Annotated in this window: 21 protein-coding genes and 1 pseudogene; 9 read left to right on the top strand and 13 right to left on the bottom strand. The window is 54.2% G+C overall.

All coding sequences use genetic code 11. From position 1 onward, the window contains the following. Positions 1–436: 436 nt before the first annotated feature. Positions 437–850, bottom strand: a complete 414-nt coding sequence (locus ACQKLP_RS01950; protein WP_427319545.1) for a MerC domain-containing protein — start codon at positions 848–850, stop codon at positions 437–439. Positions 851–1,000: 150 nt separating this feature from the next. Here ACQKLP_RS01950 and ACQKLP_RS01945 point away from each other — a divergent pair, with 150 nt between their 5' ends. The 5 genes from ACQKLP_RS01945 (at position 1,001) to ACQKLP_RS01925 (ending at position 4,682) form a co-directional block, all read left to right on the top strand. Further along, entirely contained in the window at positions 1,001–1,642 is a 642-nt protein-coding gene (locus ACQKLP_RS01945) for an ABC transporter ATP-binding protein (protein WP_427319543.1), read from the top strand. Next, positions 1,639–2,985: an ABC transporter permease gene (locus tag ACQKLP_RS01940; protein ID WP_427319541.1), complete on the top strand. Its 1,347-nt coding sequence runs from the start codon at positions 1,639–1,641 to the stop codon at positions 2,983–2,985. Before ACQKLP_RS01945 ends, ACQKLP_RS01940 begins: the two co-directional genes overlap by 4 nt. Beyond that, a complete protein-coding gene (locus tag ACQKLP_RS01935) occupies positions 2,978–3,547 on the top strand; it encodes a hypothetical protein (RefSeq protein ID WP_427319539.1) in 570 nt (189 codons plus the stop codon). Before ACQKLP_RS01940 ends, ACQKLP_RS01935 begins: the two co-directional genes overlap by 8 nt. Before the next feature lie 68 nt (positions 3,548–3,615). Continuing rightward, positions 3,616–4,242 (top strand): SCO family protein, encoded by a 627-nt coding sequence (locus ACQKLP_RS01930; RefSeq protein ID WP_427319537.1) that lies wholly within the window; start codon positions 3,616–3,618, stop codon positions 4,240–4,242. Between the two features lie 11 nt (positions 4,243–4,253). Next, the gene (locus ACQKLP_RS01925) at positions 4,254–4,682 is read left to right on the top strand and encodes a Fur family transcriptional regulator (RefSeq protein WP_427319535.1); all 429 of its coding nucleotides are present in this window, start codon (positions 4,254–4,256) and stop codon (positions 4,680–4,682) included. Between the two features lie 65 nt (positions 4,683–4,747). On the opposite strand, the gene ACQKLP_RS01920 is transcribed toward ACQKLP_RS01925, so the two are convergent. The 4 genes and pseudogenes from ACQKLP_RS01920 to ACQKLP_RS01905 all read right to left on the bottom strand — a co-directional run bounded on the left by ACQKLP_RS01920 (position 4,748) and on the right by ACQKLP_RS01905 (position 9,000). Continuing rightward, positions 4,748–6,472 carry a M3 family oligoendopeptidase gene (locus tag ACQKLP_RS01920; RefSeq protein WP_427319533.1) on the bottom strand — a complete coding sequence of 575 codons (1,725 nt, stop codon included), beginning with the start codon at positions 6,470–6,472 and terminating at the stop codon, positions 4,748–4,750. A 131-nt stretch (positions 6,473–6,603) separates the two neighbouring features. Then, positions 6,604–7,095 carry a DUF5606 domain-containing protein gene (locus ACQKLP_RS01915; RefSeq protein WP_427324351.1) on the bottom strand — a complete coding sequence of 164 codons (492 nt, stop codon included), beginning with the start codon at positions 7,093–7,095 and terminating at the stop codon, positions 6,604–6,606. Between the two features lie 9 nt (positions 7,096–7,104). Continuing rightward, positions 7,105–7,239: pseudogene (locus ACQKLP_RS01910) on the bottom strand (DUF5606 domain-containing protein); the annotation flags it as partial. A gap of 90 nt (positions 7,240–7,329) precedes the next feature. After that, complete coding sequence (locus ACQKLP_RS01905) at positions 7,330–9,000, bottom strand: lamin tail domain-containing protein (RefSeq protein WP_427319531.1); 1,671 nt, start codon at positions 8,998–9,000, stop codon at positions 7,330–7,332. Positions 9,001–9,099: 99 nt separating this feature from the next. Between ACQKLP_RS01905 and ACQKLP_RS01900 the strand changes: the two genes are divergently transcribed. After that, entirely contained in the window at positions 9,100–10,089 is a 990-nt protein-coding gene (locus ACQKLP_RS01900) for an aspartate-semialdehyde dehydrogenase (protein WP_427319529.1), read from the top strand. A 480-nt stretch (positions 10,090–10,569) separates the two neighbouring features. After that, on the top strand, positions 10,570–10,821 hold the full coding sequence (locus tag ACQKLP_RS01895) for a hypothetical protein (RefSeq protein WP_341842368.1): 252 nt from the start codon (positions 10,570–10,572) through the stop codon (positions 10,819–10,821). Between the two features lie 94 nt (positions 10,822–10,915). Here ACQKLP_RS01895 and ACQKLP_RS01890 read toward each other — a convergent pair whose 3' ends face one another. The 4 genes from ACQKLP_RS01890 to uvrB all read right to left on the bottom strand — a co-directional run bounded on the left by ACQKLP_RS01890 (position 10,916) and on the right by uvrB (position 16,875). Further along, positions 10,916–11,578, bottom strand: a complete 663-nt coding sequence (locus ACQKLP_RS01890; protein ID WP_126245847.1) for a DUF2461 domain-containing protein — start codon at positions 11,576–11,578, stop codon at positions 10,916–10,918. Between the two features lie 174 nt (positions 11,579–11,752). Next, positions 11,753–12,802, bottom strand: coding sequence for a porin (locus tag ACQKLP_RS01885; protein ID WP_427319526.1), 1,050 nt, complete (start codon positions 12,800–12,802; stop codon positions 11,753–11,755). A 211-nt stretch (positions 12,803–13,013) separates the two neighbouring features. Beyond that, entirely contained in the window at positions 13,014–14,411 is a 1,398-nt protein-coding gene (locus tag ACQKLP_RS01880; protein WP_427319524.1) for an ammonium transporter, read from the bottom strand. Between the two features lie 415 nt (positions 14,412–14,826). Then, positions 14,827–16,875: an excinuclease ABC subunit UvrB gene (gene uvrB / locus ACQKLP_RS01875; protein WP_427319522.1), complete on the bottom strand. Its 2,049-nt coding sequence runs from the start codon at positions 16,873–16,875 to the stop codon at positions 14,827–14,829. Between the two features lie 92 nt (positions 16,876–16,967). On the opposite strand from uvrB, the gene ACQKLP_RS01870 reads away from it, so the two are divergent. After that, on the top strand, positions 16,968–17,765 hold the full coding sequence (locus ACQKLP_RS01870) for a S1/P1 nuclease (RefSeq protein ID WP_427319520.1): 798 nt from the start codon (positions 16,968–16,970) through the stop codon (positions 17,763–17,765). Between the two features lie 73 nt (positions 17,766–17,838). Here ACQKLP_RS01870 and ACQKLP_RS01865 read toward each other — a convergent pair whose 3' ends face one another. After that, positions 17,839–18,762 carry a PfkB family carbohydrate kinase gene (locus ACQKLP_RS01865; protein ID WP_427319518.1) on the bottom strand — a complete coding sequence of 308 codons (924 nt, stop codon included), beginning with the start codon at positions 18,760–18,762 and terminating at the stop codon, positions 17,839–17,841. 224 nt (positions 18,763–18,986) lie between these two features. Here ACQKLP_RS01865 and ACQKLP_RS01860 point away from each other — a divergent pair, with 224 nt between their 5' ends. Further along, a complete protein-coding gene (locus ACQKLP_RS01860) occupies positions 18,987–19,487 on the top strand; it encodes a hypothetical protein (protein ID WP_427319516.1) in 501 nt (166 codons plus the stop codon). A 183-nt stretch (positions 19,488–19,670) separates the two neighbouring features. Here ACQKLP_RS01860 and ACQKLP_RS01855 read toward each other — a convergent pair whose 3' ends face one another. The 3 genes from ACQKLP_RS01855 to ACQKLP_RS01845 all read right to left on the bottom strand — a co-directional run. Next, positions 19,671–21,641, bottom strand: a complete 1,971-nt coding sequence (locus ACQKLP_RS01855; protein WP_427319514.1) for an OmpA family protein — start codon at positions 21,639–21,641, stop codon at positions 19,671–19,673. A gap of 66 nt (positions 21,642–21,707) precedes the next feature. Then, the gene (locus tag ACQKLP_RS01850; RefSeq protein ID WP_427319512.1) at positions 21,708–22,718 is read right to left on the bottom strand and encodes a PorP/SprF family type IX secretion system membrane protein; all 1,011 of its coding nucleotides are present in this window, start codon (positions 22,716–22,718) and stop codon (positions 21,708–21,710) included. Positions 22,719–22,812: 94 nt separating this feature from the next. After that, positions 22,813–24,595: gliding motility-associated C-terminal domain-containing protein (locus tag ACQKLP_RS01845; protein ID WP_427319510.1), on the bottom strand; the 1,783-nt coding region annotated here is incomplete at its 5' end.

Below are 24,595 nucleotides of genomic sequence, written 5' to 3'. Positions count from 1 at the left end.
CCACCGTACTAATGGTTGTCATCAACTCAATTCATCTACCCAGGAAATCATCGCATTTGTGATTTGATGGATGAATGATTCTATCTACAGTCCAGCGTTTCTTATAAAACCGTATCGCATTGTCATCCACTCCACTCAATTGTCAAACGAATGATCACTTTTGGATTTGCTGGATGAACGATTTAATATACAGGCCGGCGTTTTTTATAAAACCGTTTTGCCAATTGTCATCCGCTCAAATCATTTGTCAGACAAATGATCACTTTTGGATTTGTAGGAAGTACAATTTTTCTCTCAGCTTGCCTTTTGGGCGATAGCGGCATTTTGCAGACATCCTTTGTCATCCGCTCGGCCCGATTGTCAGACAATTGAACGCGCTTGCAAATTGATGGACGAGCGATTTCAACCGGAACTAAACGTTTCCTGGAAACCCGATCTATTCAGCTGCTACCGGGGCTGATTCCTTCACCCTGCATTTCCGGCAAAAACGGATGTTATCGACATGTGCCGCGATGAGCAATCCCGCGCCCAGGGCGATCGCACTCAGCTCCCAGGCTTCCGGGAACCAGAAATGCCCCGCCATCAGCAACGCAAATCCCACCACGAACAACACCGATGGCCGCACCCGGCGATGCTGGTATTTATACCCCCGGTACAACGCCAACAATCCAACAACGGGCGTGGCGCCCAGCAACAGGTACTCCAGCGGCTCGTAATGAAGCGCTACGCCGGCCAGCGGAAGAAACGCCGCCACCAGCGGCAACGCTACGCAATGCACCGCACAGGCCAGTGAGGCCCCGATGCCTAGCGCGTCCAGGCTCATTCTGTTCATCAGTCGATTATTGGGCATGGTGAGTTGGTTTTGTGGGCAACAAAGCTAAGGGTTATTTTGCAACATTGTTGCATTTAATCCAAAAATTAATGAAATTTGTATGCAGCGAACGCTATCTTAGCCGAATTCGACGTTCCATTTGCAACGTTGTTGCCAAAACAAATAGTGATGACAGATATGATGATCCAGACCAGCGAACTGGCATATACCTATCCGGGCGGGCGCCAGATCCGGTTCCCCGACCTGGCCTGCCGGAAAGGAGAAACCCTCCTGATCACCGGCCCTTCCGGCGCCGGAAAAACCACCCTGCTGCACCTCCTCGCAGGGCTCATCCAGCCCGCGGGCGGCACCGTCAATGTAGCCGGCACGCCCATCAGCTCGCTCAGCACCCCGAAAATGGACGCCTTCCGCGGCCAACATATCGGGATCATTTTCCAGCGGTCGCATTTTATCGGCTCGCTTTCCGTAGCAGACAATCTCCTGCTGCCGCTCCGCCTCACCGGCGCGGCCGCCGATCACAAACGCCTCGAAGCCGTAGCCGCCGATCTCCGGATCGATCATCTCCTGCACCAGCTTCCCGCACGCCTCAGCCAGGGCGAACAGCAACGCGCTTCCATCGCGCGGGCCGTATTGCCTTCGCCCAACGTCATCCTGGCCGATGAGCCCACCGCCAGTCTCGACGACCGTAACTGTGAAGCCGTGGCCCGCCTGCTTTCCGAACAGGCCGCCCGCCACAACGCGGCGCTGCTCATCGTTACGCACGACAACCGGCTGACATCCCTTTTCCCTCAACACATCCAACTGACATGATTTTCCGCATCGCCATACGCAACCTGCTTCACAAACCGCTTTACACCGCGCTCTGCTGGCTGCTGCTTTCCTGCAGCACCACCGTGCTCCTCGTGCTGTGGGCCCTCAACCGGCAGGCGCGCCAACAGCTCGAACAGCAGATCGACGGTATCGACCTCGTATTGGGCGCAAAGGGAAGTCCGCTCCAGCTGATCCTCAGCAGCGTCTATCATCTCGACAATCCCACCGGCAATATTTCCCTTACCGAAGCCGACCGTTTCATGCATCACCCGTTGGTGGAATCGGCAGTCCCCATTTCGCTGGGGGATTCGTACCACGGTTTCCGCATCATCGGCACCACGCAGGCCTATCTCGACAAATACAACGTAAAACCCACACAGGGAAAGGTTTTCGGGAAGTCGATGGAGGTGGTTGCAGGCGCCGAAGCCGCCCGGAAGGCTGGCTTGAAAGTGGGCAGCCGCTTCGCGGGGACGCATGGCCTCGGGAAAACGGGCCATGTGCATGAAGGGGAAGAATATCTCGTAAGCGGCATCCTGCCCGCCACCGGCCTGGCGGTCGATCAACTGCTGCTGACCCCGCTGGAAAGCGTGTGGGACATCCACGCGCCGCATCATGACGCAGCCGCGCACGATCATGCGGAAGGCGGCCATGAACACGATGCACACGCAACGCAACCAGGCACGTCGGAAGGTCACGATCCTCATGAACACGATGCGCATGATCATGAAGGCGCCGCAAAAGATCATGAGGATGCCGGCAGCCAGGAAAGCGCCATGATGCAAACACCCGACCCCCGCAAGCAGGTAACAGCGGTGCTGATCAAGTTCCGCAGTCCGATGGGGCAATTGCAGTTTCCACGGATGATCAATGAATACACGAACATGCAGGCCGCGGTGCCGGCAATAGAGATCAACCGGCTGCAATCGCTGCTGGGCACAGGCGCGAAGGTGTTGCGCGCGTTGGGCTGGCTGTTGGCCGGGCTCGCCGCATGCAGTATCTTTGTAACGCTGGTGCAGGGCACGCACGAGCGCCGCTACGAACTGGCCCTCATCCGGACCATGGGCGGCTCCCGCGGCAAACTGCTCGCCCTCGTTTTCGCCGAAGCGTTCCTGTTGGGACTGGCGGGCGTGGTAACGGGGATCGCGCTGAGCCGTGTGGCTTTGCTGCTGTTGCAACAGGAACTGTTTGCCGGCTATCATTTGAATTTTTCCGGCGCCATGCCGTTAACCGCTGCCGACGCCATAACCGCCGCAGCTATCGTCGGGGCCTGCCTGCTGGCCGCTTTGCTGCCTGCGGTGCGCGCTTTCCGGCTGAATATCGCTAAAACGCTTGCCAATGCTTAAAGTGGAGAAAATCGTCCTGGGCCTCGCCGCCTTCGCCCTCGTTTCCTGTTCAGACATTTCAAGGGTTTGCCGCCACGGCCTATCCGCCGCCCCCTGGATGCAGCGGATATTGTCTGCCAATGCCGCTTCCTCCGGCAGCCTGCCCATGTCTACCATCGACGTGGCGCCCCGCGACGAAGCGCCCCTCAAAGTGACCTGGAAACAACTGTCGGACGTCATCTTTACCCGCAAATACGACGAAAAGATGCAAATGCCCATGCTTTACCCTTCGTTCTCCCGCGCCATCAAGGCCCTGAACGGGAAAACGGTGGAGATTAGCGGGTACATGGTACCAATAGATCCGAAAGGTTCCATGTATGTGCTCAGCGCCAATCCCAACAGCTCTTGCTTCTTCTGCGGCGGCTCGGGACCAGAATCCGTCATGGCCCTGAACTTCAAGTCGAAAAAACCGGATTTCGAAACCGACGATTATATCAAAGTAAAAGGTGTATTGAGGCTCAACGAGAAAAACATTTACGAAATGTACTATAATCTCGACAACGCCGAAATCACCGGCAAATGACCTGGCTCAGGGCCCATCTGGGGAAACTGTGCTAACTTTGCAGATCAGACCAGGAGATAAAATTCGACATGTCCAAGAAGTTAATCATTTATACCGCATTTTTCGTGCTGCTGAGCGGCAGCTTCATGGCCTACTACGCCTTTATGATCAAAGAAAGCAGGGGCAGCTGGACCGGAAAGGAAAAGCTCCCGGTACTGGGCGCTCCCGGCCACACGGTGCAGGGCTTCAGCTTTACGGACCAGGACAGCAACCAGGTGACGCAAGACAACGTGAAAGGAAAGATCTATGTAGCCGAGTATTTCTTCACCACCTGCACCAACATCTGCCCGGTGATGAACAAAAACATGGAAAAAGTCTATGCGAAATATAAGGACAAGCCGAATTTCCTCATCCTGTCCCACACTTCCGACCCGGACTACGATTCCGTTCGCGTGCTGAAAGCTTATGCCGAACAGCATGGCGCGGACCCGAAGAACTGGCACTTCCTCACCGGCGACAAGCGCCAGCTCTACAAACTGGCCCGCGAAAGTTACCTGGTAGACGATGGTACCTTCACCGGGGAAGACGACTTCATCCACACGCAGTGGTTTGCGCTGGTAGACGGCGAGGGCCGCATCCGCGGACTGTATGAAGGCACGAAAGTAAAAGACGTTGACAAGCTGATAGCCGACATCGACCGGCTGATGCAAGAGTAAATTTTTGAACAATGCCTGCAAAACACAAAGAAATCATCGTGGAGTTGTTACGTTCCAGCAACCTGAGCGTAACCGATACCCGTGTGAAGATTTTGGAGCTCTTTTTGAAAAGCAACGGCGCCCTCGAACATGCCGATTTCGAAAAGCTCAGCGGCAAGAGCTTCGACCGGGTAACGATTTACCGCACCCTGCAAACCTTCCTCGACAAAGGGATCGTCCATAAAATCCCCACCACCGACACCAGCGTGCGCTATGCCATCTGCAAATCGGAGTGCCGGGAACACGAGCATCACGACCATCACGTACACTTCCGCTGCGAAGAATGTGGCAGCACCCAGTGCCTCGACGAAACCGACGTGCCGGCGATCACCCTCCCGCAGGGTTACGCCATGCATAATGTAGAAGTAGTGGTGAGCGGCGTTTGCAAATCCTGCCAATAATATTTTCGAACGCATAAAAAAAGGAGCGACTTTACCGGTCGCTCCTTTTTTATTTTCGGTCGTGCTTATTTTTTGGTGAGCAGATCGATTTCCGCCTGCACGAAATCCGCCAGTTCTTTCACGTAAGCCGGCGAGAAATCGAACCGGATGCCGGCCGCTTCGTACAGCTCGGGCAGGGTTTTGGTGTATCCCAGGCTCAGGGCTTTCATGTAGTTGTCCAGCGCCTGTTCCGGCTTTTCGCGGTATTGTTTCCACATGGCGATGGCACCCAGTTGCGCGATGCCGTACTCGATATAATAGAATGGCACTTCGAAAAGATGGAGCTGCCGTTGCCAATTGCTGGCACGGAAGTGCTCGAAGCCCGTCCAATCGATGTTCCCGGGTGTGAATTCATCGAGGATGCGCGTCCATGCAGCGGTCCGCTCTTCGGTCGTATGCGCGGGATTTTCGTAAATCCAGTGCTGGAACTTGTCGATCGTAGCGATCCAGGGGAAGATGACGATGGCGCGTTCGAGCTGTTGGAGTTTGGCGCGGCGCAGTTCTTCGGGATTATCGAAAAACAGGTGCCAATGGTCCATGGTAAACAGTTCCATGCTCATGCTCGCCACTTCGGCGATCTCCATCGGGTATTCCTTGAAAGCGCTGAGCGGGAGGTTGTGGCTAAGGAAAGAGTGAACGGCATGGCCGCCCTCGTGCACCATCGTGGTGAGGTCTTTCATCTGGCCGGCAGCATTCATGAAAATGAAGGGCACGCCGGTTTCCGCCAGCGGGCAGTTATATCCGCCGGGGGCTTTATTCTTGCGGCTGTCGAGATCGAGGCGCTGCATATCCTGCATCACTTCGAGGCATTCGCCGAAGAAGGGCCGCAGTTCCTTAAAGCACGCGATGGATTTGGAAATGAGCTCGTTACCGTCTTTGAAGGGCTCCAGTGGTTTGGTGCCTTCGGGCTCGGCGTCGCCGTCCCAGGGGCGGAGCGTATCGAGGCCCAGTTTCTGGCGCTGCCGTTCGAGCGCGCCGCCAACCAGCGGCAGGATGTGCTCGCGGATGGCCTCGTGGAACTGGAAGCAATCTTCTTTCGTGTATTCGAAACGGCCCAGTTCCTCGAATTTATAATCGCGGTAATTGGCGAAACCTGCGTTCTGCGCTACTTCGTGGCGTTTGCTGACGAGGGAGGAATAAAGGGCGTCGAGTTTTTCGCGGTCCTGCAGGCGGCGTTCGCCGGTTTTGGTGAAAACTTCCTCGCGCAGTTTGCGGTCGGGGTTTTCGAGGAACTTGGCGGCCTGTTGCAGGGTGTATTCCTGTCCATTCACTTCGATGGTCATCGCACCGGAGATGACGCCGTATTGTTGCGCCATGACGCTCAGTTCCGCCTGGATGGGAATATTCTTTTCGTTGAACAGTTTCACCTGCTTGCGCACGTTGCGCAGGTAGGGGAAGTATTGGGCGGGATCGAGGTCTGCGGTGAAGGGACTGTCGAGCAGCTTACGGTTGAGCGCGTCTGCATAGGGTTGCAGTTTGGGCTGGATTTCCATGCAGAAGTAGGTGAACGCTTCTTCGTATTCCTTGCTGGCGGTGTCTCTCGTCATGCGGATCTGGCGCCAGCAGGCGTCTTCACTGATCACGGCTTCGAGCTCGCTGATATCGGCCAGCCAGCGGGAAAGTTCTTCGCTGCTGTTGATGGGCCTTTGCTGGAGGGTTTCGAAGTATGGCTGCAGCGCGTCCCAGGTGGTTACGGCAAAATCTGCCGGGAGGAACTGCCTGGGCGGCGCTGTGATATGGGCATTGGGCATGAGTTGAATTTTAATTTGCGGTAAAATAGCAAAAAACGGGCTAAGCGGGCTTTACCTGACATATGGGCAAAAAAGAAACCAGGCCTCCTGCGGGGAGGGCCTGGTTTGCTGCCAGATATTTTGGAAACCGGTTATTCTTCGGTTTTCTTTTTACGGGTGGTTTTGGGCTTTTTCTCTTCGCCCTCGGCGCCTTCAGCGTCGGCAGCGGCCTTTTTAGGCGCGGCTTTCTTCTTCGGGGCCGGTTTTTCTTCACCTTCCGCACCTTCGGTTTCAGCAGCCGCTTTCTTGGCAGGCGCTTTCTTTTTCGGCTTGGCTTCTTCGGCGGGAGCGGCTTCAGCGGCAGGCGCTTCGGCAACTTCAGCGGTTTCTTCCGCTGCTTCGTCGAATTTCAGGAGGTCGTTTTTCTCGAGGATGGAGAACCATTTCACCATCTTCTTCATATCGCTCACGTAAACGCGGTCCTCATCGAACTCGGGGAATACGCTTTTGAAATAACCTTTGATCGTATTGTTATCGGCTTTCGCGTCCACCAGGGGGAACGACGCCGCTTTTTCCTGCATAGCCTTGAATACAGCCGACAGGTTTACATTATCGCCCGTAGTGAAAACTTCGATGCTTTCCAATGGGGTAAAATTATGTACCCGGGAAGATACAAAGCGGGTGCTTTTATCGTCCAGCGATCTTACAATAGCGCCATCCTGTTTGCTGGCAAGCAATTGGAATAAACCGCCTAATCCGGTTACTGCAACAATTTCTCTGTACTGCATGAATTCATTTTTAAAGAGCGGCAAATATAAAAAATTAACAGATGAAATCGCCCTGACAAATTTTCACCCCCTTTTCCGGCTGCCGGCCAATCAGTCGCGAAGCAATACCACGGCGAGTTTCCGGGATAATTGGCGCCCATTGCCGTTCCAGGCGGCGATTTTGATGGCATAACTGCCCTTTGGAAGGGGTAACCCATTGTCTGCCAGACCGTTCCAACTTATTTTGCCCTTATCGGCGGCGGAAATATTATTCGCCAGGTGGCGGACGGGCCGCCCCGCCGCATCAAATATCCGGACATCCAGCCGAAACCCCGGCGCAGGAAATTCCCAGTTGATCCAGGCGAGATCGTTTAGCCCGTCGTTGTCCGGACTGAAAGCCCCCGCTTCCAGGCTGCACCAGTTCCCTTCCGTTCCATCGCCCGCCCGGTGGGAATTCGCATACCCCGGCGTCCCAAAACCCGCTGTGGATGCGGCAGAGTGCCAGTTCGCAGGCGCCATCCCCGGCATATTGACGTCCAGCCGTTCAAACGTCACGCCTTTCGTTATCGCCAAACCGGGATCGTGCAGCTTCCTGTCCCACATCGCCTCGTCTACTAACCTGCCATCTATCGAAAAGAGGCCGATGCGGCCGGATTCTGCCGGCAAGGCCGGCACCGGGGCGGCTTCCACGCGGCCCAGGCAGGCATATTGCCGGCAAAGGGCTTCCGGGGCGGGACTTAGCGCCAGGTATTCTCCAGGGAACAGCAGCCAGGGCCGCCGCACCAAGGGCGAAGGCGCTTTCCAGCCGTCGTCTGCCCGCACCGCCCAGCGCAATTCCGCCAGCTCAACGGGGTACTGACCTTTATTATAGACTTCCAGGAAATCTTCCGTTCCCGCCTGCGGGTCGGGGAGAATTTCGGTGATGACGATGTTCTCGGGGAGGGAAGGCCGGCCGCACGGGACCGGACCGCTGCCGGGAATAGCGCGCCCGGTACAATCTTTCAGCCCGGATGCGCGGAGCTGGAACAGCGTGCCCCGGGGCATGGGATCCGCCAGTTCCAGTAAAACGGTTTGGTAAGACGGCCGTTCCGGAACGGCGGCGGTGATGCCGCGCTCCGATCTATACGCGGCGACCGCGGAAGCGGAGGCGCTGTCGACCGGCGCGGAAAAATGCAGACGGACGTGGAGGCTGTCGGCCGAAGAAGTACGGAGCAGCTCCGGTAACGGAGGTTCCGGAATCTGCGCCGCTACGGAATTGGCCCTGCCGGGCGTTCCGCCGGAGGGGTCGTTCGAAAACGCCCAATTCACGGCACCTGCGCAGGGGAATGCGGGGTCTTTCATTTCGAGGCTCCATCCGCCGGAAGATTTGAAGCTGCCGGAAAACGGCCGCATATCGACCGTCACGGCATGGACCACGCTTCCTGACGGGGATTCCAGGGAAAGGAGGTCTTCTTCATTATGAAGGGCAAAAAAACTCCCGGCGTCAACGACCGGTTGGAAAAGCGATGCGCCTTTCCGCGGGGCCACTACGACATAGCCGCCGGGCGCCAGCGAAAATGCGGGGAGCGTGGCTGAGCCGCCGTTGCCGCGCACTTTCCATCCGGCGAGGTTGATGGTGCGGGGAGACAGGTTCCTCAGTTCGATGAACTCGTATTCCGGCAGGGAAACCGGGGGCGAGGGGTCTGCCATGATCTCGTGGATAATGACGTCGTGCGGCAGTGGGAGCAACGAATCGCCGCATGGCGCGCACATCAGCGCGCAGGCACAAACAATGACATGCATAACTTACATTTTTAATGGGTCAACAATCTGGCCGAATATATCAAAATTGTCGTTTGATATATTAATTTTGGGGTCTCATTTTAATTCATAATCAAAATCATGAAAGTAGCCGTAGTAGGCGCCACCGGACTGGTAGGCACCAAAATGTTGCAAGTACTCGCGGAAAGGAATTTCCCTGTGACGGAACTGATCCCTGTCGCTTCCGAAAAATCTGTTGGTAAGGAAGTGATGTTCAAGGGTAAGCCGTACAAGGTGGTAACCGCTGATACGGCTATTGGAATGAAACCGAACGTAGCCATCTTCTCCGCCGGCGGCAGCACCTCCACCGAATGGGCGCCCAAATTCGCGGAAGCGGGCATCACGGTGATCGACAATTCCTCCGCCTGGCGTATGGACCCCACGAAGAAACTCGTGGTGCCCGAAGTGAACGCGGACGTGCTCACGCCCGAAGACAAGATCATTGCGAATCCTAACTGCTCCACCATCCAGATGGTGATCGTCCTCAAACCGCTCCATGCGAAATATGGTATCAACCGCGTGGTGGTATCTACATATCAGTCCGTGACCGGCACCGGCGTGAAAGCGGTAACGCAGCTCATGAACGAGCGCCAGGGCATTGCAGGTGAAAAAGCATACGCACACGAGATCGACCTGAACGTGATCCCCCAGATCGACGTGTTCCTCGACAACGGTTATACCAAAGAGGAAATGAAGATGGTGAAAGAAACGGTGAAGATCATGGGCGACGAAAAAGTGAAAGTAACCGCGACCACCGTGCGCATCCCCGTAATGGGCGGCCATAGCGAAAGCGTGAACATCGAGTTCGACAAAGACTTCGATCTCGCGGAAGTGCGCAACATCCTCGCGCAAACGCCGGGCGTGGTTGTGGTAGACGATCCTTCGAAAGCGCAATACCCGATGCCGAAAGACGCGCACGATAAAGACGAAGTTTTCGTAGGGCGGATCCGCAGGGACGAAACGCAGGCGAATACACTGAACCTCTGGATCGTTGCAGACAATCTTCGCAAAGGAGCGGCAACGAACGCTGTACAAATCGCGGAATACCTCAGCAGCAAAAACTGGCTGTAAGCATTCCTTGTTAAATAGTTATCCACAACGGCGCGGAAGGTCCCGCGCCGTTTATTTTTTTTGTTAATACTGCTATCCTCTTGCAGTTCAGGTCATTAACGAAAAAATATATTCTACCGGTTTTCATTCATTATCATTCAACTATACACATAACGCCGCCATGTGTCATTTATTCTCAATGTTTTGCGGCATTGAACATTTGGAATTTGCGTTTATTTATTTTAAATTCACTTCCCCGTCACACATACGACGAGGCATATACGAATACTAGCGACTCTATTGATAAAAACGCGCAATGCGTTGACTGTACCTGCTTTCATCATTTTTTGTTAATGCAATCTGGATTAAAAACTACACGGAAGTAGTATAGATTTGTGAGGGATATAATTCACCTTTGACATTACAATCCTATGCTAATAAATTCTTTATCTGTATTATCCATGAAAACTAAACTATCAAATTAAACACCCTCTTTGTCCTATGAAAACCAACGCAAACCGTGAACTTTTGTTAATGCACAAGTTCACCGAAGAATGGAGCACTAACTTTTCCTCGCAGGTTTCCCGCATCATGAACATCGTTGATCAGAAGGATACGATGGATGGCATCATGCCTATCATCGAAGTGGCGAATGTATATAACCAGCGTTTCGCGCAGACGAGGATCGACAAGGAAAATTTATTAAAGAACCGTAAATCGCGTCCGTTTGAGTTTTTGATACACAAGAATTGATTTACTGTCTTTATTATTTTGCTACAGCAGTCTAGTTGCCGGATGTCTAAGCAAGACTTCTCCGGTAACTAGCAGGGCGGGGAGGGTATTTGGATTAATCTTCCTGAGCGGTATTCAGGAACCCTATGAAAGGGAGCATCGTCGAGAACACACGAAGAATTTCACGGACGAGCGTAGGTTGGGTAGCCGCCTCGTCGGAGACATGAGTTGTAACCACCAGACTTTTTAATTTGAGATAAGCAATTGCGGGATTGTCTTCATGATACCCCTGCGGCGCGTTCTTCAACGAGTCGCCGTTCACTTTTCCAAACAGGCGGATAAAATCTTTCGCCCCAACGATCCGCTGAAATTCAGCGAAGTTATAATCTATTTCCTGGCGCACTTTTTTGAGCACGGGAGGCTCGGGCATCCACAGTCCGCCGCCGGCCATGCTATGTCCGCCAGGTTCCAGGTGGAAGTAAAACCCCGCCAACGGGCTCTTCTTTCCCCCTTTCGTGAAAGATGCGCCCATATTCACTTTGTAAGGCGTCTTGTCTTTCGAGAAACGTACGTCTTTAAATATCCGGAACACGCAATCCTTCACCACCAGCCCCTCCATGCCGGGGTCCAGCTTGGCCAGCCCGTCTATCAATTGCTGGACAAGACTTTCAAAATCTTCCTTCGCCTGGAGGTAAGCCGGCCTGTTTTCATCGAACCAGGCTTTGTTATTGTTCAGTTTCAGGTCTTTCAGGAACTTTAATGTGGAACGTTGCAGCATAATTGAGGCTCTTAATTGGAAGGGAAAAGATACAAAAAGCCGGGTTAAGCGGAAGTAAATTTTCTGCAGCCGTCCACCAGGGCGGAAATAGCAAAGGCCGGCTGAGAAACAGCCGGCCCCTAAGCATAACGGTTCGGTAAAACCTAATTTATATGAGCCTGTGATTAGGATTCCTTAAAACTTGTAAATAGCCGCCAGCAGCAGGTTCGCGGAATTGGCCTTGGGTACGTCGCCCTTGGAAAAGACGTCGTGCGAGCCATGGTCCAGCCGGAACTCGGGCACCAGCGTCAACCCGCCGATCTTGTACTGCCCGGAAAGCGTAACGGCCATGATGCTGCCGCCTTCGGGGTACTCCGTTTTGTCGCCGTACACTTTCAGGTTGTCTTTGTCGGAGAAATATTCCCCGCGCAGGGTAAGCCCGATCTTTTCGGAAGGGTCAAAGTTGAGGTAAAGCGCGGAGCCGTACCAGTTCGTATTCACACCGTTTTTATACATACTGTACGTACCGTTGTAGCCCAGCCCGAATTTGGGGGTCAGCTGATAAGTGATCACCGCGTCCAGCTGATCGTTGCGGGTCTGGAACGTGTCGCGGCCGCCAATGTAGTTCAGGTAGAACTTGAAAGGCACATCCGCCGGCGCAAAACCATATTGCGCACCGATGAACTTGATCCCACCCCAGGTAGCAGATTTAAAGTCGGTCGGATTGAACACACCTACCATAAAGCTGTGCGATCCGAACGTTAAATCCGCTTTCACCCCGGTGTGGAAGAAAGGGCCATAGGAAAACATATATGACATGCTGTAGTTGCGGTTCGCATAAGCATCTACCAGCTCATAACCCACATGCGTGCTGTACGAGCCCATGGAGAATTTCAGCCATTCGGTAGGCGCATACGAGATATACAGCTGCTTGATCGCGAGTCTTGTTTTTTCGTCGTTGTACGAAAAATCCTCCGCACGTTTGCCGAAACCGATATCGGCTACCATGCCAACGTTCTTGAAGGAGCTTTCGAGTTTCAGGGAGAGCATGTTCAGCTCGAAGGAATTGTGGGAATTGGTGAAGCTTGTCTTATTATCGGAAGTGTTCTTGTTGAAGTTGTATTTATAATATACATCGGCGGAACCAGACAGCTTGAAGCCGACAGGCAGGAGGCGGGTAGAATCCTGCGCATGGGCAGATACGATCGAAAAGACAGCCAGGAGCGCGAATAAACTTTTTCTCATCATTGGAATTTTAAAATTTGGTTAATAAAATGATAAAGGGTTCCGCTGCTTTGTTTGGGTGCTGATGCTGATGCTGATGCTCTGTGCCGTTTGGGGCAAACCACTCCCGGATCGCCCGTCGCCGTGGCATTTCAGCCAGGGCGACGAACAACATCCGGTTTTTCTGTCAAGAGAGAATTAAAAACTATAGCGATTGGATCAGATCGGTGTATTAACCGTGCTGGATGCCGGTTTCTTCTTCGGTGAGCGTGCCGTTGCTGCTCACGGTCATGAGATTGGGATGATACATTTCGTTGTGTTGGGTAACATCGAGGCCCAGTTCCTCTTCTTCGTCAGACACGCGGAGCGGGTGGATGAAGTTGATGAACTTGAAGATCGCCCAGGATACCGCGAAGCTGTAGCTCACTACCAGCAGCAGGCCGAGCAATTGTTTGTAGAAGAGGCTGAAGTTGCCATATGCCCAACCGCTTTCGGTGATGGCGGGGTTAACGGCCTGCGAAGCGAAAACGCCCGTCAGCAGCATACCTACCATACCGCCTACGCCATGGCAGGGGAATACGTCCAGCGTATCGTCGATAGAAGATTTGTTCTTGAAGTGTACCACCAGGTTGGAAACGATGGCCGCAACGAAACCGATGAACAGCGATTGCGGAACGCCAACATAACCTGCGGCAGGAGTGATCGCTACAAGACCAACCACTGCACCGATGCAGAAACCGAGCACCGAAGGTTTACGGCCGCGGATCACATCGAAGAAGATCCAGGAAAGGCCGGCAGCGGCGGTAGCTGTATTGGTAGCTGCGAATGCGGTAACGGCGAGGGAGTTGGCACCGAGGGAAGAACCGGCGTTGAAACCGAACCAGCCGAACCAGAGCAGGCCGGTGCCGAGCAGTACGAAAGGCACGTTGGCAGGGGTGAGCTCTTTTTTGGCGATATGGTCTTTCCGGCGGCGGAGCACCAAGGCGCCGGCGAGCGCCGCGCAACCTGCAGAGATGTGTACCACGGTACCACCGGCAAAGTCGAGTACGCCGAGCTTAAAGAGAATGCCTTCCGGATGCCAAGTCCAGTGTGCGATGGGCGCATACACCAGCAGGCTGAACAGTACCATAAAAAGCACGTATGAAGTGAAACGGATACGACCGGCCACAGCACCTACCACCAGCGCCGGAGTGATCACGGCGAACTTCAGCTGGAAAAGCGCGAAGAGCATCAGTGGAATTGTGGCACCGAGGGCCCAGGGCGCTCCGTCGGGCACGCCTTTAAAGAAGAAGAAAGTGGTAGGGTCGCCGATGATCCCGTTCTGGGAAGTGCCGAAGGCCAGGCTGAAGCCCGCCACAACCCAAATCACACTGATCAGGCCGGTGGCGATGAAGCTCTGCATCATGGTAGATATGATGTTCTTGCGATTCACCATCCCTCCGTAGAAAAAGGACAAACCAGGCGTCATCAAAAACACCAGGCAAGTTGCCACCAGTATCCAGGCAACATCTGCAGCATTATACTTGCTGGCGTCAGCAAAAGTTGTCGGGGTTGGTAAAAAAATGCCAATTACGGCAAGCCCGGCCAAAACGATAAAGGGCAGATAGTCCTGAAAAGATGTTTTCTTCATAGCGTATCATTTTAAAATTCTCAATAAAAGTAGGATGGCGATTTAAAACATCAAATAGAACGCCCTAAAAATGGAAAACATTGAAAAATGCAGGGTTTATGCGGCCAACAACGCAATCATATTAAAATACATTACTATATAATATTTGTTTTTACGATAATTTGAAGGGAGAAGTGAGGTTACAAATACAATATAACTATTTGATTTTAACGTATTTATATTCGTTTTTAGCGTGGGATTACGAAATTCTAACAAACGGGTACGAATGTGCTACTACAAAAATGCAAAAAACGCTACAATCCTTTATCTGTCAAGTTTTTAAATATAAAAACGGATTGTACTGTTTGTTGGAAAACCGTACAATCCGTAGATTCATATTATAAATAATTCTATGTTGATATATTTGTTTTAGCAACTAATTCCGCTTCATATTCTCCAGTTCCTGCTGCATGGCAAACATCTGGTCGCGGAGACGGGCCGCTTCCATAAAGTCCAAATCCTTCGCCGCCTTTTCCATATCCTTCTTCACCTTGGCAATACTCTTCTCCATCTGCGGAATACTTTGTACCGTATTGGCATTGAAGACTTTACCTTCATCCGCCACCACAGCCATCTCGTCGTGCACCGCATACGGCGACGATTCGTCGAAATGCCGGATCGCCAGTACAGACGTCTGCCCCATGATCTGTTCCTTCGACTTGCGGACCGTTCGCGGCGTAATCCCGTTCGCTTCGTTGTGCTTCCGCTGCTTCTCGCGCCGGCGGTCGGTTTCATCGATGGTACGCTGCATGCTTTCGGTAATCTTGTCGGCGTAGAAAATCACCTTCCCGTCTACGTTCCGCGCCGCACGGCCAGCCGTCTGCGTCAGGGAACGCTCATCGCGGAGGAAACCTTCCTTGTCGGCGTCCAGGATCGCTACGAGCGACACTTCCGGCAGATCGAGCCCTTCCCGCAACAGGTTCACCCCCACCAGCACATCAATATTCCCCAGGCGCAAGTCCCGCAGGATCTCCACACGCTCCAGCGTATCCACTTCACTATGGATATAACGGCTCTTAATATTAATACGATGCAGGTACTTGTCCATCTCCTCGGCCATCCTCTTGGTAAGCGTGGTCACCAGCACACGGTCGCCCTTCTGCACGGTTTTGTCGATCTCGTCCAGCAGGTCATCTACCTGGTTCTTGCTCGGCCGGATCTCGATCGGCGGGTCCAGCAGGCCGGTGGGACGAACGATCTGTTCCACCACCACGCCTTCCGTTTGCCGCAGTTCATAATCTCCGGGCGTGGCGCTCACGAAGATCGTCTGGTTCAATAACTGCTCGAACTCGTTGAAGTTCAACGGCCGGTTATCCAGCGCCGAAGGCAGCCGGAACCCGAAATCCACCAGCGTCAGCTTTCTCGACCGGTCGCCGCCGTACATACCGCTGATCTGCGGGATGGTTACGTGGCTTTCGTCTATCACGAGCAGGAAATCTTTCGGGAAGTAGTCCAGCAGGCAGAAGGGACGTGTCCCCGGCGTACGCCGGTCGAGGAACCGCGAGTAGTTCTCGATCCCCGCGCAATATCCCAGTTCGCGGATCATTTCCACGTCGTAATTCACGCGTTCGGCGAGGCGCTGCGCTTCGATGAGCTTTCCTTCCCGCTTGAAATATTCCACCTGGGCGTTCAATTCGTCCTGGATTTCGTGGAGGATCTGTATCATGGCGTCTTTCGGCGCGATGTAGAGGTTGGCGGGGAAGATGGCGGCCGTATCCATGGTACCGATGCGCTTGCCATTCTGCACGTCGAAGCTTTCGATTTCCTCGATCTCGTCCCCGAAGAAAGTGATGCGGTAACCATAATCCACATACGGAAGATTAATATCCACCGTATCGCCCTGCACCCGGAAGTTACCGCGGTTGAAATCGCCGGTGGTGCGGGAGTACAGGGCATTCACGAGCCCGTGCAGCATGGTGTTCCGCCCGAGCTTCTGCCCTTTGAAGATGCGGATGATCCCATTCTCGAAGTCGGTCGGGTTACCCATACCATATATACATGACACAGACGCCACCACGATAATATCCCTCCGGCCGGAAAGCAGGTTCGACGTGGCGCGGAGCCGCAGTTTGTCGAGCTCTTCGTTGATGGCGAGGTCTTTTTCGATATAGGTGTCGCTCACGGGCATATACGCTTCGGGCTGGTAATAATCGTAATAGCTCACGAAGTATTCTACCGCGTTGTCGGGGAAGAATTGTTTGAATTCGCCGTAAAGCTGGGCTACGAGGGTTTTATTGTGGGTCAGCACCAGTGTGGGCTTCTGTACGTTCTGGATCACGTTGGCCACGGTAAAGGTTTTCCCGGAACCGGTCACCCCCAGCAGCGTCTGGGCTCGTTCGCCGTCCTGCAACCCTTCGGTGAGCTGGGCAATGGCGGTGGGTTGATCGCCCGAGGGCTGATATGGTGCTTGTAATTTGAAAGGCATACATTTTTCCGGTTTAACTGTGGGTCAACGAATTTCGGTATTTATGGGGGAATGACGAACTTCGGCCTCAAAATTCGATAAATTCGATTGCAATGAAAAAGGTTTTATCCATATTGCTGCTCCTGGGTGCGCTCCTCTCCCTGCAGCCCGCCCAGGCCTGGGGGCCCACCGGCCACCGCGTGGTAGCCGAGATCGCGAGTTTCCGGCTCACCAACAAAGCCCGCCTCGCCATCCAGCAGATCATCGGCAACGAAAGCCTGGCCATGATCGCCAACTGGCCCGATTTCATCAAATCAGATACTACGGACGCCTACAAGCACACATCGCCCTGGCATTACCTCGACTTCCCCGGCCATTGCACCCGCGCGGAATTCAACCGCATCATGGCCGAAGCCAAAGGCGAAAACCTCTACAGTCAAACCGTAGCCATGATCGCCCAGCTGAAAAACCCCAAATCCACCCAGGCCCAGAAACGGTTCGCGCTCACTTTCCTCGTACATATGATCGGCGATATGCATATGCCGCTGCACGTGGGCCGCGACGAAGATATGGGCGGCAACAAGATCCAGGTGTCCTGGTTCGACCGCCCCACCAATCTCCACCGCGTATGGGACGAGCACCTGATCGATTTCCAGCAATACAGCTACACCGAATACGCCCATAACCTCCACCGCATCACTTCCGCCACCCGCGCCGCGGAAATCCGAAAAGGCAGCATCGCCGACTGGATGTGGGAATCGCACGTCCTCAGCGACAAAATCTACGACCGCACCTCCTCCGGCGACAAACTGAGCTACCGTTACAATTTCCTTTTCGTGGAAGACCTGAACGGCCAGCTGCTCAAAGGCGGCGTGCGCCTGGCGAAGGTCCTGAACGAAGTTTTCGCTTAATATATTAATACCGTGCAAAATAAAAGCGGTCCCGGCAAAGCCAGGACCGCTTTCTAATTATATCAAATTTCGTTTATACGAGATCGATGTCGAAGTTCACCAGCTGTACGAATTGTTCGAGGCGGGTGTGGATGTCTTCGCGGGAGATTTCGCGGAGCCTGGCGGCGCCGAATTTCTCCACGCAGAACGAGGCCATGGCAGAACCTACGATGATGGCGGTTTTCATGTTTTCGAAGGAGATGTCCTTCGTTTTGGCGAGGTGGCCCATGAACCCTCCGGCAAAGGTGTCTCCGGCGCCGGTGGGGTCGTACACATCCTCGAGCGGGAGTGCCGGCGCGAAGAATACGTGATTTTCATTGAAGAGCATCGCGCCGTGTTCCCCTTTCTTGATGATGAGGTATTTCGGGCCCATGGTGAGCACTTTCCGCGCGGCTTTCACGAGCGAATATTCGCCGGTGAGCTGGCGGGCTTCGCTGTCGTTGATCAGGAGCACGTCTACCATCTTGATGGTTTTGAGAAGGTCCTCCAGCGCCACGTCCATCCAGAAGTTCATCGTGTCCATGACGATGAGCTTGGGGCGGGGGCTCATTTGGTTGATCACGCTCATCTGCACCTGCGGGGTGAGGTTACCGAGGATGAGGAACTCGCTGCCCTGGTAGCTCGGCGGGATCACGGGCTGGAAATCGGCCAGCACGTTCAGGTCTGTTACGAGGGTATCGCGGGAGTTCATATCGAGGTGGTAACGGCCGGCCCAGTAAAAGGACTTTTCGTCTTTCTTCACCTGCACGCCATCGAGCGCAACGCCACGGGCGGAAAGGGCGTCCAGTTCTTCCTGCGGGAAATCCCCGCCGATCACCGACACCTGGTTGACAGGCTGAACGAAGTTGGATGCGGCCCAGGCAATATAGGAAGCGGAACCGCCGACGATTTTATCCGATTTACCGAACGGCGTTTCAATATCGTCGAACGCCATGGTACCTACTACGGTAAGAGACATGTGATGCTTGAATTAGAGGTTTAAAAACGGGTCAAATGTACTTCTTTCACCCATATTAATCCCTGATTTTCTTCCCGAAACCGCCGCAAACTGCCATTTCAAGGCGCATCGCCGCCCGCCCGGGCTGCTCCGGCTTCATTTCCCGCGGAGGATGTAACATTTGGCGGATGGCGGCCGTTTCACCCACGAAAGACACCAAACTTATTATATCTTTGACGGAAATCATGCAACTCATGTTCGAAAAACATATCTGGAAAGGACTGACTGCAGCCGCGATCATCGGCACTTCGCTGATCGCCTGCAAAAAAGACGATGCTCCCAAAAAGGTATTACGCTACCAGACCATCAACCTGCTCGACAAGAATAATGTCATCAACGGTTATATTACCCTGGCAGAAGCGACCGATTCCACTTTCCATATTTTAATGCAGATCAATAAATCGGAAATGGGCAAACGGTACAATTTCAACCTGTTCCGCGGCAACATCACTTCCGCTCCCACCGATACCCTGATCAAAGTGGCCTCCATCGAGAGCCAGACCACCGGCGCCGCCGTGCTGGGCCGCCAGCTCGATGTCAAGACCATCAAGGTAGACGAGTCCACCATCCGCAAATTCAATTACGACAGCATTATCGCCGTAAACGGTTTTGCCCGGATTTCCATGATCGGCTCCCAGGGCCAGGACTCGGCCATCGCGCTGGGCAACATCGGGAAGAACAAATAATCGTACAATTTTTAGTTGATAGATGGATGTAAGCTGTTCCGCGTCTGCGGGGCAGCTTTTTTCATTGCAATAATTCCCAAAAGCAAAGCCGGCCAAAAGGCCGGCTTCCAGGTCGTATATGAATAGGATATGGTTCCGGGCGGGAAGGAATTCCCATGCAGAACGATTTATACCGTATGGTTGTCAATTTCGTAGCACCTTGAATTCCGTTCGCCTGTTCAGTTGGCGGCCATCGGGATTGTCGGCCCCGTTGGGCAGCGTGTTGGGCGCCACGGGGCGCGATTCGCCGTAACCTTTGCTGACGATGCGATTGGTCTCGATGCCTTTGCTGATCAGGTAATCCACGCAAGACTTGGCGCGTGCGTTGGACAGTTTGAGGTTATAGGCGTCGGTGCCTTTGCTGTCGGTATGCGCGCCCAGCTCGATTTCCATTTTCGGGTTATCCAGCAGCAGGAAGTACAGCGAATCCAGGATCAGCTTCGATTCCGGCCGCAAGGTGGCTTTGTTGTAATCGTAGAAGATATCGTTCAGTACGATGGGCTTGTTGATCTCGAAGCGTTTCAGACAAACGGTGGGGTTCATCATGGAATCTACCATGGTGAGCTGTTCGGAGTTGAAATTGAAGTTTTTGGAGAAGTAGTTTTCCTTTTCGATGAGGACTTTATACTTCCTGTTCATTTCGATCTCGAACATGTAATTGCCGCCCATGCCGGTGGTCTGTGTTTCGAGGACGTTGCGCTGGGTACTGTCCAGCAATGTGATTTTAGCGCCTGCGAGGGGTTTATTGGTTTCGCAGTCAAGCACCATGCCGCCGGCCATTTTGGCCCTTCTTTTCACGGCGAAGATTTCGAGGCAGCAAACAGACTCCCTGTCGGAGCTGATAAAGCCTTTGTTAAGGGCTTTATCCGGAGAAAGGCCGGTGTAATATTGATCGTCTTTGGCGGAGTTGATGGGGTATCCCATGTTTTCGGGGGTGCTCCAGCCGCCGAAGTTGCCGGCGGACTTGGACATGAAGAAGTCCTGGCCACCGAAGCCTACGCGGCCGTTGGTGCTGAAGACGAGGGTTTGCTCGATGGGGTCGTAGAAGGGTGAACTTTCATCGCCGTCGGTATTGAGCGTGGCGCCGATGTGCTGGGGCGCGCTGAGGGTGCCGCCACTGCCGATGGTCGAGTACCAGATATCGAATCCGCCTTTGCCGCCTGAGCGGTCGGAAACGAAGAGGAAGTATTTACCGTCTGATGATACGGAGGGTTCTTTGGCACTATATCCCGGAACGTTGATGGAAGCGTCCAGGGGCTGGGGTTCCGTCCAGCCATTGCCGGTACGCGTACCGCGGTAGATGCTGGATTTCTTGTTGCCATCTTTGTTCGTCCAGCGGGTAACGAAGAGCGTGTTGCCGTCGGGCGTGATGGCCGCGGCGCCCTGTTCGATACCTTTATCTGTAGGGATCTGGACTTTCTCCCGGCTTTCCCAGCTCGCATTATCGCCCGTAGCCACATACAGCGTATTCACGAACGGGTTCGATTTTTTCGCCAGCAGCAGGGAATCCGGCCGCGACGAAGTAAAGTAGACCGTATTGTTGGAAACGGGTACGATCGCGTAGTTGGCGCCTCCCTGGTTGATATTCCCGGAAACCTTCACCACTTCATACCTCGGCGGATATTTCATTTCTTCGATCGCGAATTCGCAATTCTTGATTTCCACATCCGCTTTCTTCGAGAATTCGTTGTATTCCTTCTGACCGCGGCGGTAGGCAGACAGTTGCTCCCACGCGCGCTCGTAATCTTCTGCTTTCTTGGCGTTGGCACGGATGGTCAATCCATACCAGTAGCGCGCCTGCGGGAAAAGCGTAGAGTCGAACGTAACGGCTTCCGCGTAGTATTTTTCCGCATTCCCGAAGTCGTTGTACATCCGGTAAGATTCCGCCAGTTTATACACTACCTGTTCGTAATCTTTTAGTTTCTGTTCTTTTTTCTTGCCTCCTTTATCAATCTGGTACGGCTTGTATTGCCCGGGCTTGATGCTGAAGGTACCCAGCGCCTTGCTGTAGTATTGCGCGGCGGAGTAATAGTCTTTCTGTTCGAAATATTGGTCCGCCGTCCGTTTGAAGTCAGTAATGTACTGTGCCTGCAGGTTAGGGAGTAATCCTGTCAAAGCCAAAATACATATGAGTGTAAATCTTTTCATAATGCTCATTTGTGGTGATTGACCGGCCGGGTATTATAACCTGGGGCAGATGAAATATTCCGGTTGAAGGATGCGGCGTTTCCGGCCGATGAACGACAGCGATACTTCGAAAGCGTTGCTGCCGCTGGCGAGCTTGCGGAGGTTAGACGCGTTGGCATCGTAGCTGAGGCCGAGCGTGAAGTTTTTGTAATGGAACCCGGCGAAGGGGATCACCGCATCATTGAAGCGATAATTGGCGCCGACGAGCAGGTCGAAATCGAGATTCACGCGAATCTGGGAATATACACCAGCAACGGTTTCTTCCGCGTTGCCCTGGCGCATGTATAGTGCGTGGGGCGTGAGGCCGATCATTTCAGACACTTTGATGCGGGAGCCGCCATGCACGGTGTACCGGATGGGCAACGATTTCGTTTCGTCGTTTTCCGCCACGAAGGGGTCTTGCGGCTGGGTAAGGTGTGCTCCGGCGATGCCTATGAAGGGATTGAATTTGTGGTTGGGATTGCCGTCGAACAGCAACAGGCCCACGTTTGCGTCGAACACGGTAGACGAAGTGGCCCGCAGCGATTCGCCGGTGGGGATGTTCGGATCGAAGCCGCTCACCGGGTTGTACTGGCTGCCCATCTGGAATTTGGACTGGTCGATCCGCCGGCTGATCACACCCGCCTGAACGCCTGCCACGAGTTGCGTGGTTTGGTTCCGGCCCATTTTCACACCGCTGTACGAAACGGTAGCCATGGCGTTGAAGTAATTAAATCCTGCGGAGCCGGCTTTCATGTTGATGGCGGTGATGCCCAGGCCGAGGTTCTTGCCGGTGGGTGCGTCGAAAGAAACACCGCCGGTGGAGAACGGGTCCCCGAAGTTCGACCACTGGTTGCGATAGTTCCCGGTCAGCCGCCAATCGCCATCGATCACCCCCGCCATGGCCGGGTTGAGGAACAGCGGATACGCGTAGTACTGGGAAAAGTGAGGGTCTACCTGCGCTTTGGCCGTTTGCTGCAAACATCCGCATACAGCGAGTAATGCCACAAAAATTTTATTCTTCATAGGAACGTGTTTTTCGTTTTTGATAGCCGGAACGAAGCTTTCGACTTCGTTCCGGCAGTTTGATGTTTTTTGCTTTGCCTATGTTTTCGGAATACTATCTCACGATAGTGATGGTCCCGCGTTTATTCACGACCGTACCGTCTTGCAGCACTGCACGGAGCACGTAGTTGTATACGCCTACCGGCTGTTTCCTGCCGCTCATGGTGCCGTCCCATCCGCGTCCGCGGTCTTTCGACTCGAACACCAGTTGTCCCCACTGGTTGTACACCCTGAATTCCATCTGGCGGATGGTGGTGCCATACACGTAGAGGATATCGTTGGTGCCGTCGTTGTTCGGCGTAAACGCGTTCGGAACGAATACGAGGTTACCGGCCGGGTTGTCGGTGCTGCCACCGCCCTGGAACCATGCGCTGTTCTGACATTCGCTGGCCCCTACCGCCATTACCTGGAGGGTAACGGTCTGGTTCGGTTGCAGGCCTGTCACGGTATGCGTAGTGCCCAGGAGGCCGGAGCTCGGCTGCGTGAAGGTGGCGCCGCCATCGGTCGATACCCTGTAACCCAGTGCCCCTGCGATCGCATTCCAGCTGAAGGTTACCGAAGTAGCCGTTTTGTTGGAGATGGAAACCGTCGGTGCCGGAAGCACTGCGTATACGTTGATGGTCACCGGCGTGCGGGTTGCGCTTACACATCCGCTGGCGTTGCTGGCCGCTACATAGTAAGTGGTAGCTGCCGTGAGCGCCGGGGTCGTGAACACCGCTCCGGTGAAGATCGGCGTGCCGCCCGTTGCGGAGGTGAACCAGGTGAAGGTAGTGCCTGCCTGTGTTGAGGTAGCCCTGATTACGACCGTGCTGTCGGGGCAGATGGTATTGGCGTCCGCCGTTACCACCGGTACCACCGGTATGCCGCCCACTTCAGCCCTGGCAGTGGCTCTGCCTGCGCTGGTGCAGGAACCGCCGACTACCGCTTCAACATACACCGTGAGACTGCTGGTGAGCGCGCCTGTGGTGTAGCTGGCCATGGTGCCCGATTGCAGGAGGGTTCCGCCGGTTGCGGCGTCGTACCACCTGTAGGTCACGTTGGCCACAGGGTTCTGGATCGTGAAGGTGGCGGTTGCACCGGAACAGATATTCACCGTGCCGCCGTTCGCCAGTACCGGTACAGACGGTGCGTCTGCCGGGATGAAGATCACCTGGGCACGGCCATTGCTGGCGCAGCTGCCGCCCAACAGGCTCGCTTCAACGTATACCGTATCTCTTGCCGTCAGGCCTGCCGGCGTGGTGTAGCTGGCCCCAGTGAAGAGGAGGTTGCCGCCGCTTGGTGCATCATACCAGCGATACTGGTAATCGGTGCGGGCGTTCCTTACCCTTCCGGTGGCCCTGTCGCCACGGCATACTATTACTTCGCCTTCTACAGCCAGCGGCACATCAGGACCGGCGTTCACTGTTACGTTCACGCTGGTGCGCATGCTGCTCGCGCAATTGCCTGCGTTCACCGCTTCCACATAGAAGATGTCGTTTGCGGTCAGGGCCGGCGTAGTGAAGGAGGTACCGGTCGCCAGGAGGGTTCCGCCGGTGGCGGCGTCGTACCACCTGTAGGTCAGACCGGCCTGCGGGTTCGTTACATTGATGATGGCCGTATTGCCTACGCAAACCGTTTTCGCAGTAGCGTCTACCGTTACCACTGGCGGAGCCGGTGAGATGGTCACGGTTACGGCTGCTCTCGTTGCGCTGGCGCAGGTGCCGTTATCGGATTCTACATAGAACGATGTGGTGGCTGTAATGCCCGTCGGTGCATACGTGCTGCCGGTGAACAGGAGCGATCCGCCGTTGGCGGCGTCGTACCACCTGTAGGTAATTCCTGCCTGCGGAGATTGTACG

This window comes from Chitinophaga sp. NPDC101104, assembly GCF_050277495.1.
Lineage (GTDB): Bacteria > Bacteroidota > Bacteroidia > Chitinophagales > Chitinophagaceae > Chitinophaga.
The sequence above is the reverse complement of the archived record's forward strand: the minus strand, read 5'-3'. Positions and strand labels throughout refer to the sequence as shown.

Coding starts and splice junctions, on each gene's coding strand:
- ACQKLP_RS01950 (WP_427319545.1), bottom strand. CDS start 850: ATGCCCAATAATCGACTGATGAACAGAATGAGCCTGGACGCGCTAGGC.
- ACQKLP_RS01945 (WP_427319543.1), top strand. CDS start 1,001: ATGACAGATATGATGATCCAGACCAGCGAACTGGCATATACCTATCCG.
- ACQKLP_RS01940 (WP_427319541.1), top strand. CDS start 1,639: ATGATTTTCCGCATCGCCATACGCAACCTGCTTCACAAACCGCTTTAC.
- ACQKLP_RS01935 (WP_427319539.1), top strand. CDS start 2,978: ATGCTTAAAGTGGAGAAAATCGTCCTGGGCCTCGCCGCCTTCGCCCTC.
- ACQKLP_RS01930 (WP_427319537.1), top strand. CDS start 3,616: ATGTCCAAGAAGTTAATCATTTATACCGCATTTTTCGTGCTGCTGAGC.
- ACQKLP_RS01925 (WP_427319535.1), top strand. CDS start 4,254: ATGCCTGCAAAACACAAAGAAATCATCGTGGAGTTGTTACGTTCCAGC.
- ACQKLP_RS01920 (WP_427319533.1), bottom strand. CDS start 6,472: ATGCCCAATGCCCATATCACAGCGCCGCCCAGGCAGTTCCTCCCGGCA.
- ACQKLP_RS01905 (WP_427319531.1), bottom strand. CDS start 9,000: ATGCATGTCATTGTTTGTGCCTGCGCGCTGATGTGCGCGCCATGCGGC.
- ACQKLP_RS01900 (WP_427319529.1), top strand. CDS start 9,100: ATGAAAGTAGCCGTAGTAGGCGCCACCGGACTGGTAGGCACCAAAATG.
- ACQKLP_RS01895 (WP_341842368.1), top strand. CDS start 10,570: ATGAAAACCAACGCAAACCGTGAACTTTTGTTAATGCACAAGTTCACC.
- ACQKLP_RS01890 (WP_126245847.1), bottom strand. CDS start 11,578: ATGCTGCAACGTTCCACATTAAAGTTCCTGAAAGACCTGAAACTGAAC.
- ACQKLP_RS01885 (WP_427319526.1), bottom strand. CDS start 12,802: ATGAGAAAAAGTTTATTCGCGCTCCTGGCTGTCTTTTCGATCGTATCT.
- ACQKLP_RS01880 (WP_427319524.1), bottom strand. CDS start 14,411: ATGAAGAAAACATCTTTTCAGGACTATCTGCCCTTTATCGTTTTGGCC.
- uvrB (WP_427319522.1), bottom strand. CDS start 16,875: ATGCCTTTCAAATTACAAGCACCATATCAGCCCTCGGGCGATCAACCC.
- ACQKLP_RS01870 (WP_427319520.1), top strand. CDS start 16,968: ATGAAAAAGGTTTTATCCATATTGCTGCTCCTGGGTGCGCTCCTCTCC.
- ACQKLP_RS01865 (WP_427319518.1), bottom strand. CDS start 18,762: ATGTCTCTTACCGTAGTAGGTACCATGGCGTTCGACGATATTGAAACG.
- ACQKLP_RS01860 (WP_427319516.1), top strand. CDS start 18,987: ATGCAACTCATGTTCGAAAAACATATCTGGAAAGGACTGACTGCAGCC.
- ACQKLP_RS01850 (WP_427319512.1), bottom strand. CDS start 22,718: ATGAAGAATAAAATTTTTGTGGCATTACTCGCTGTATGCGGATGTTTG.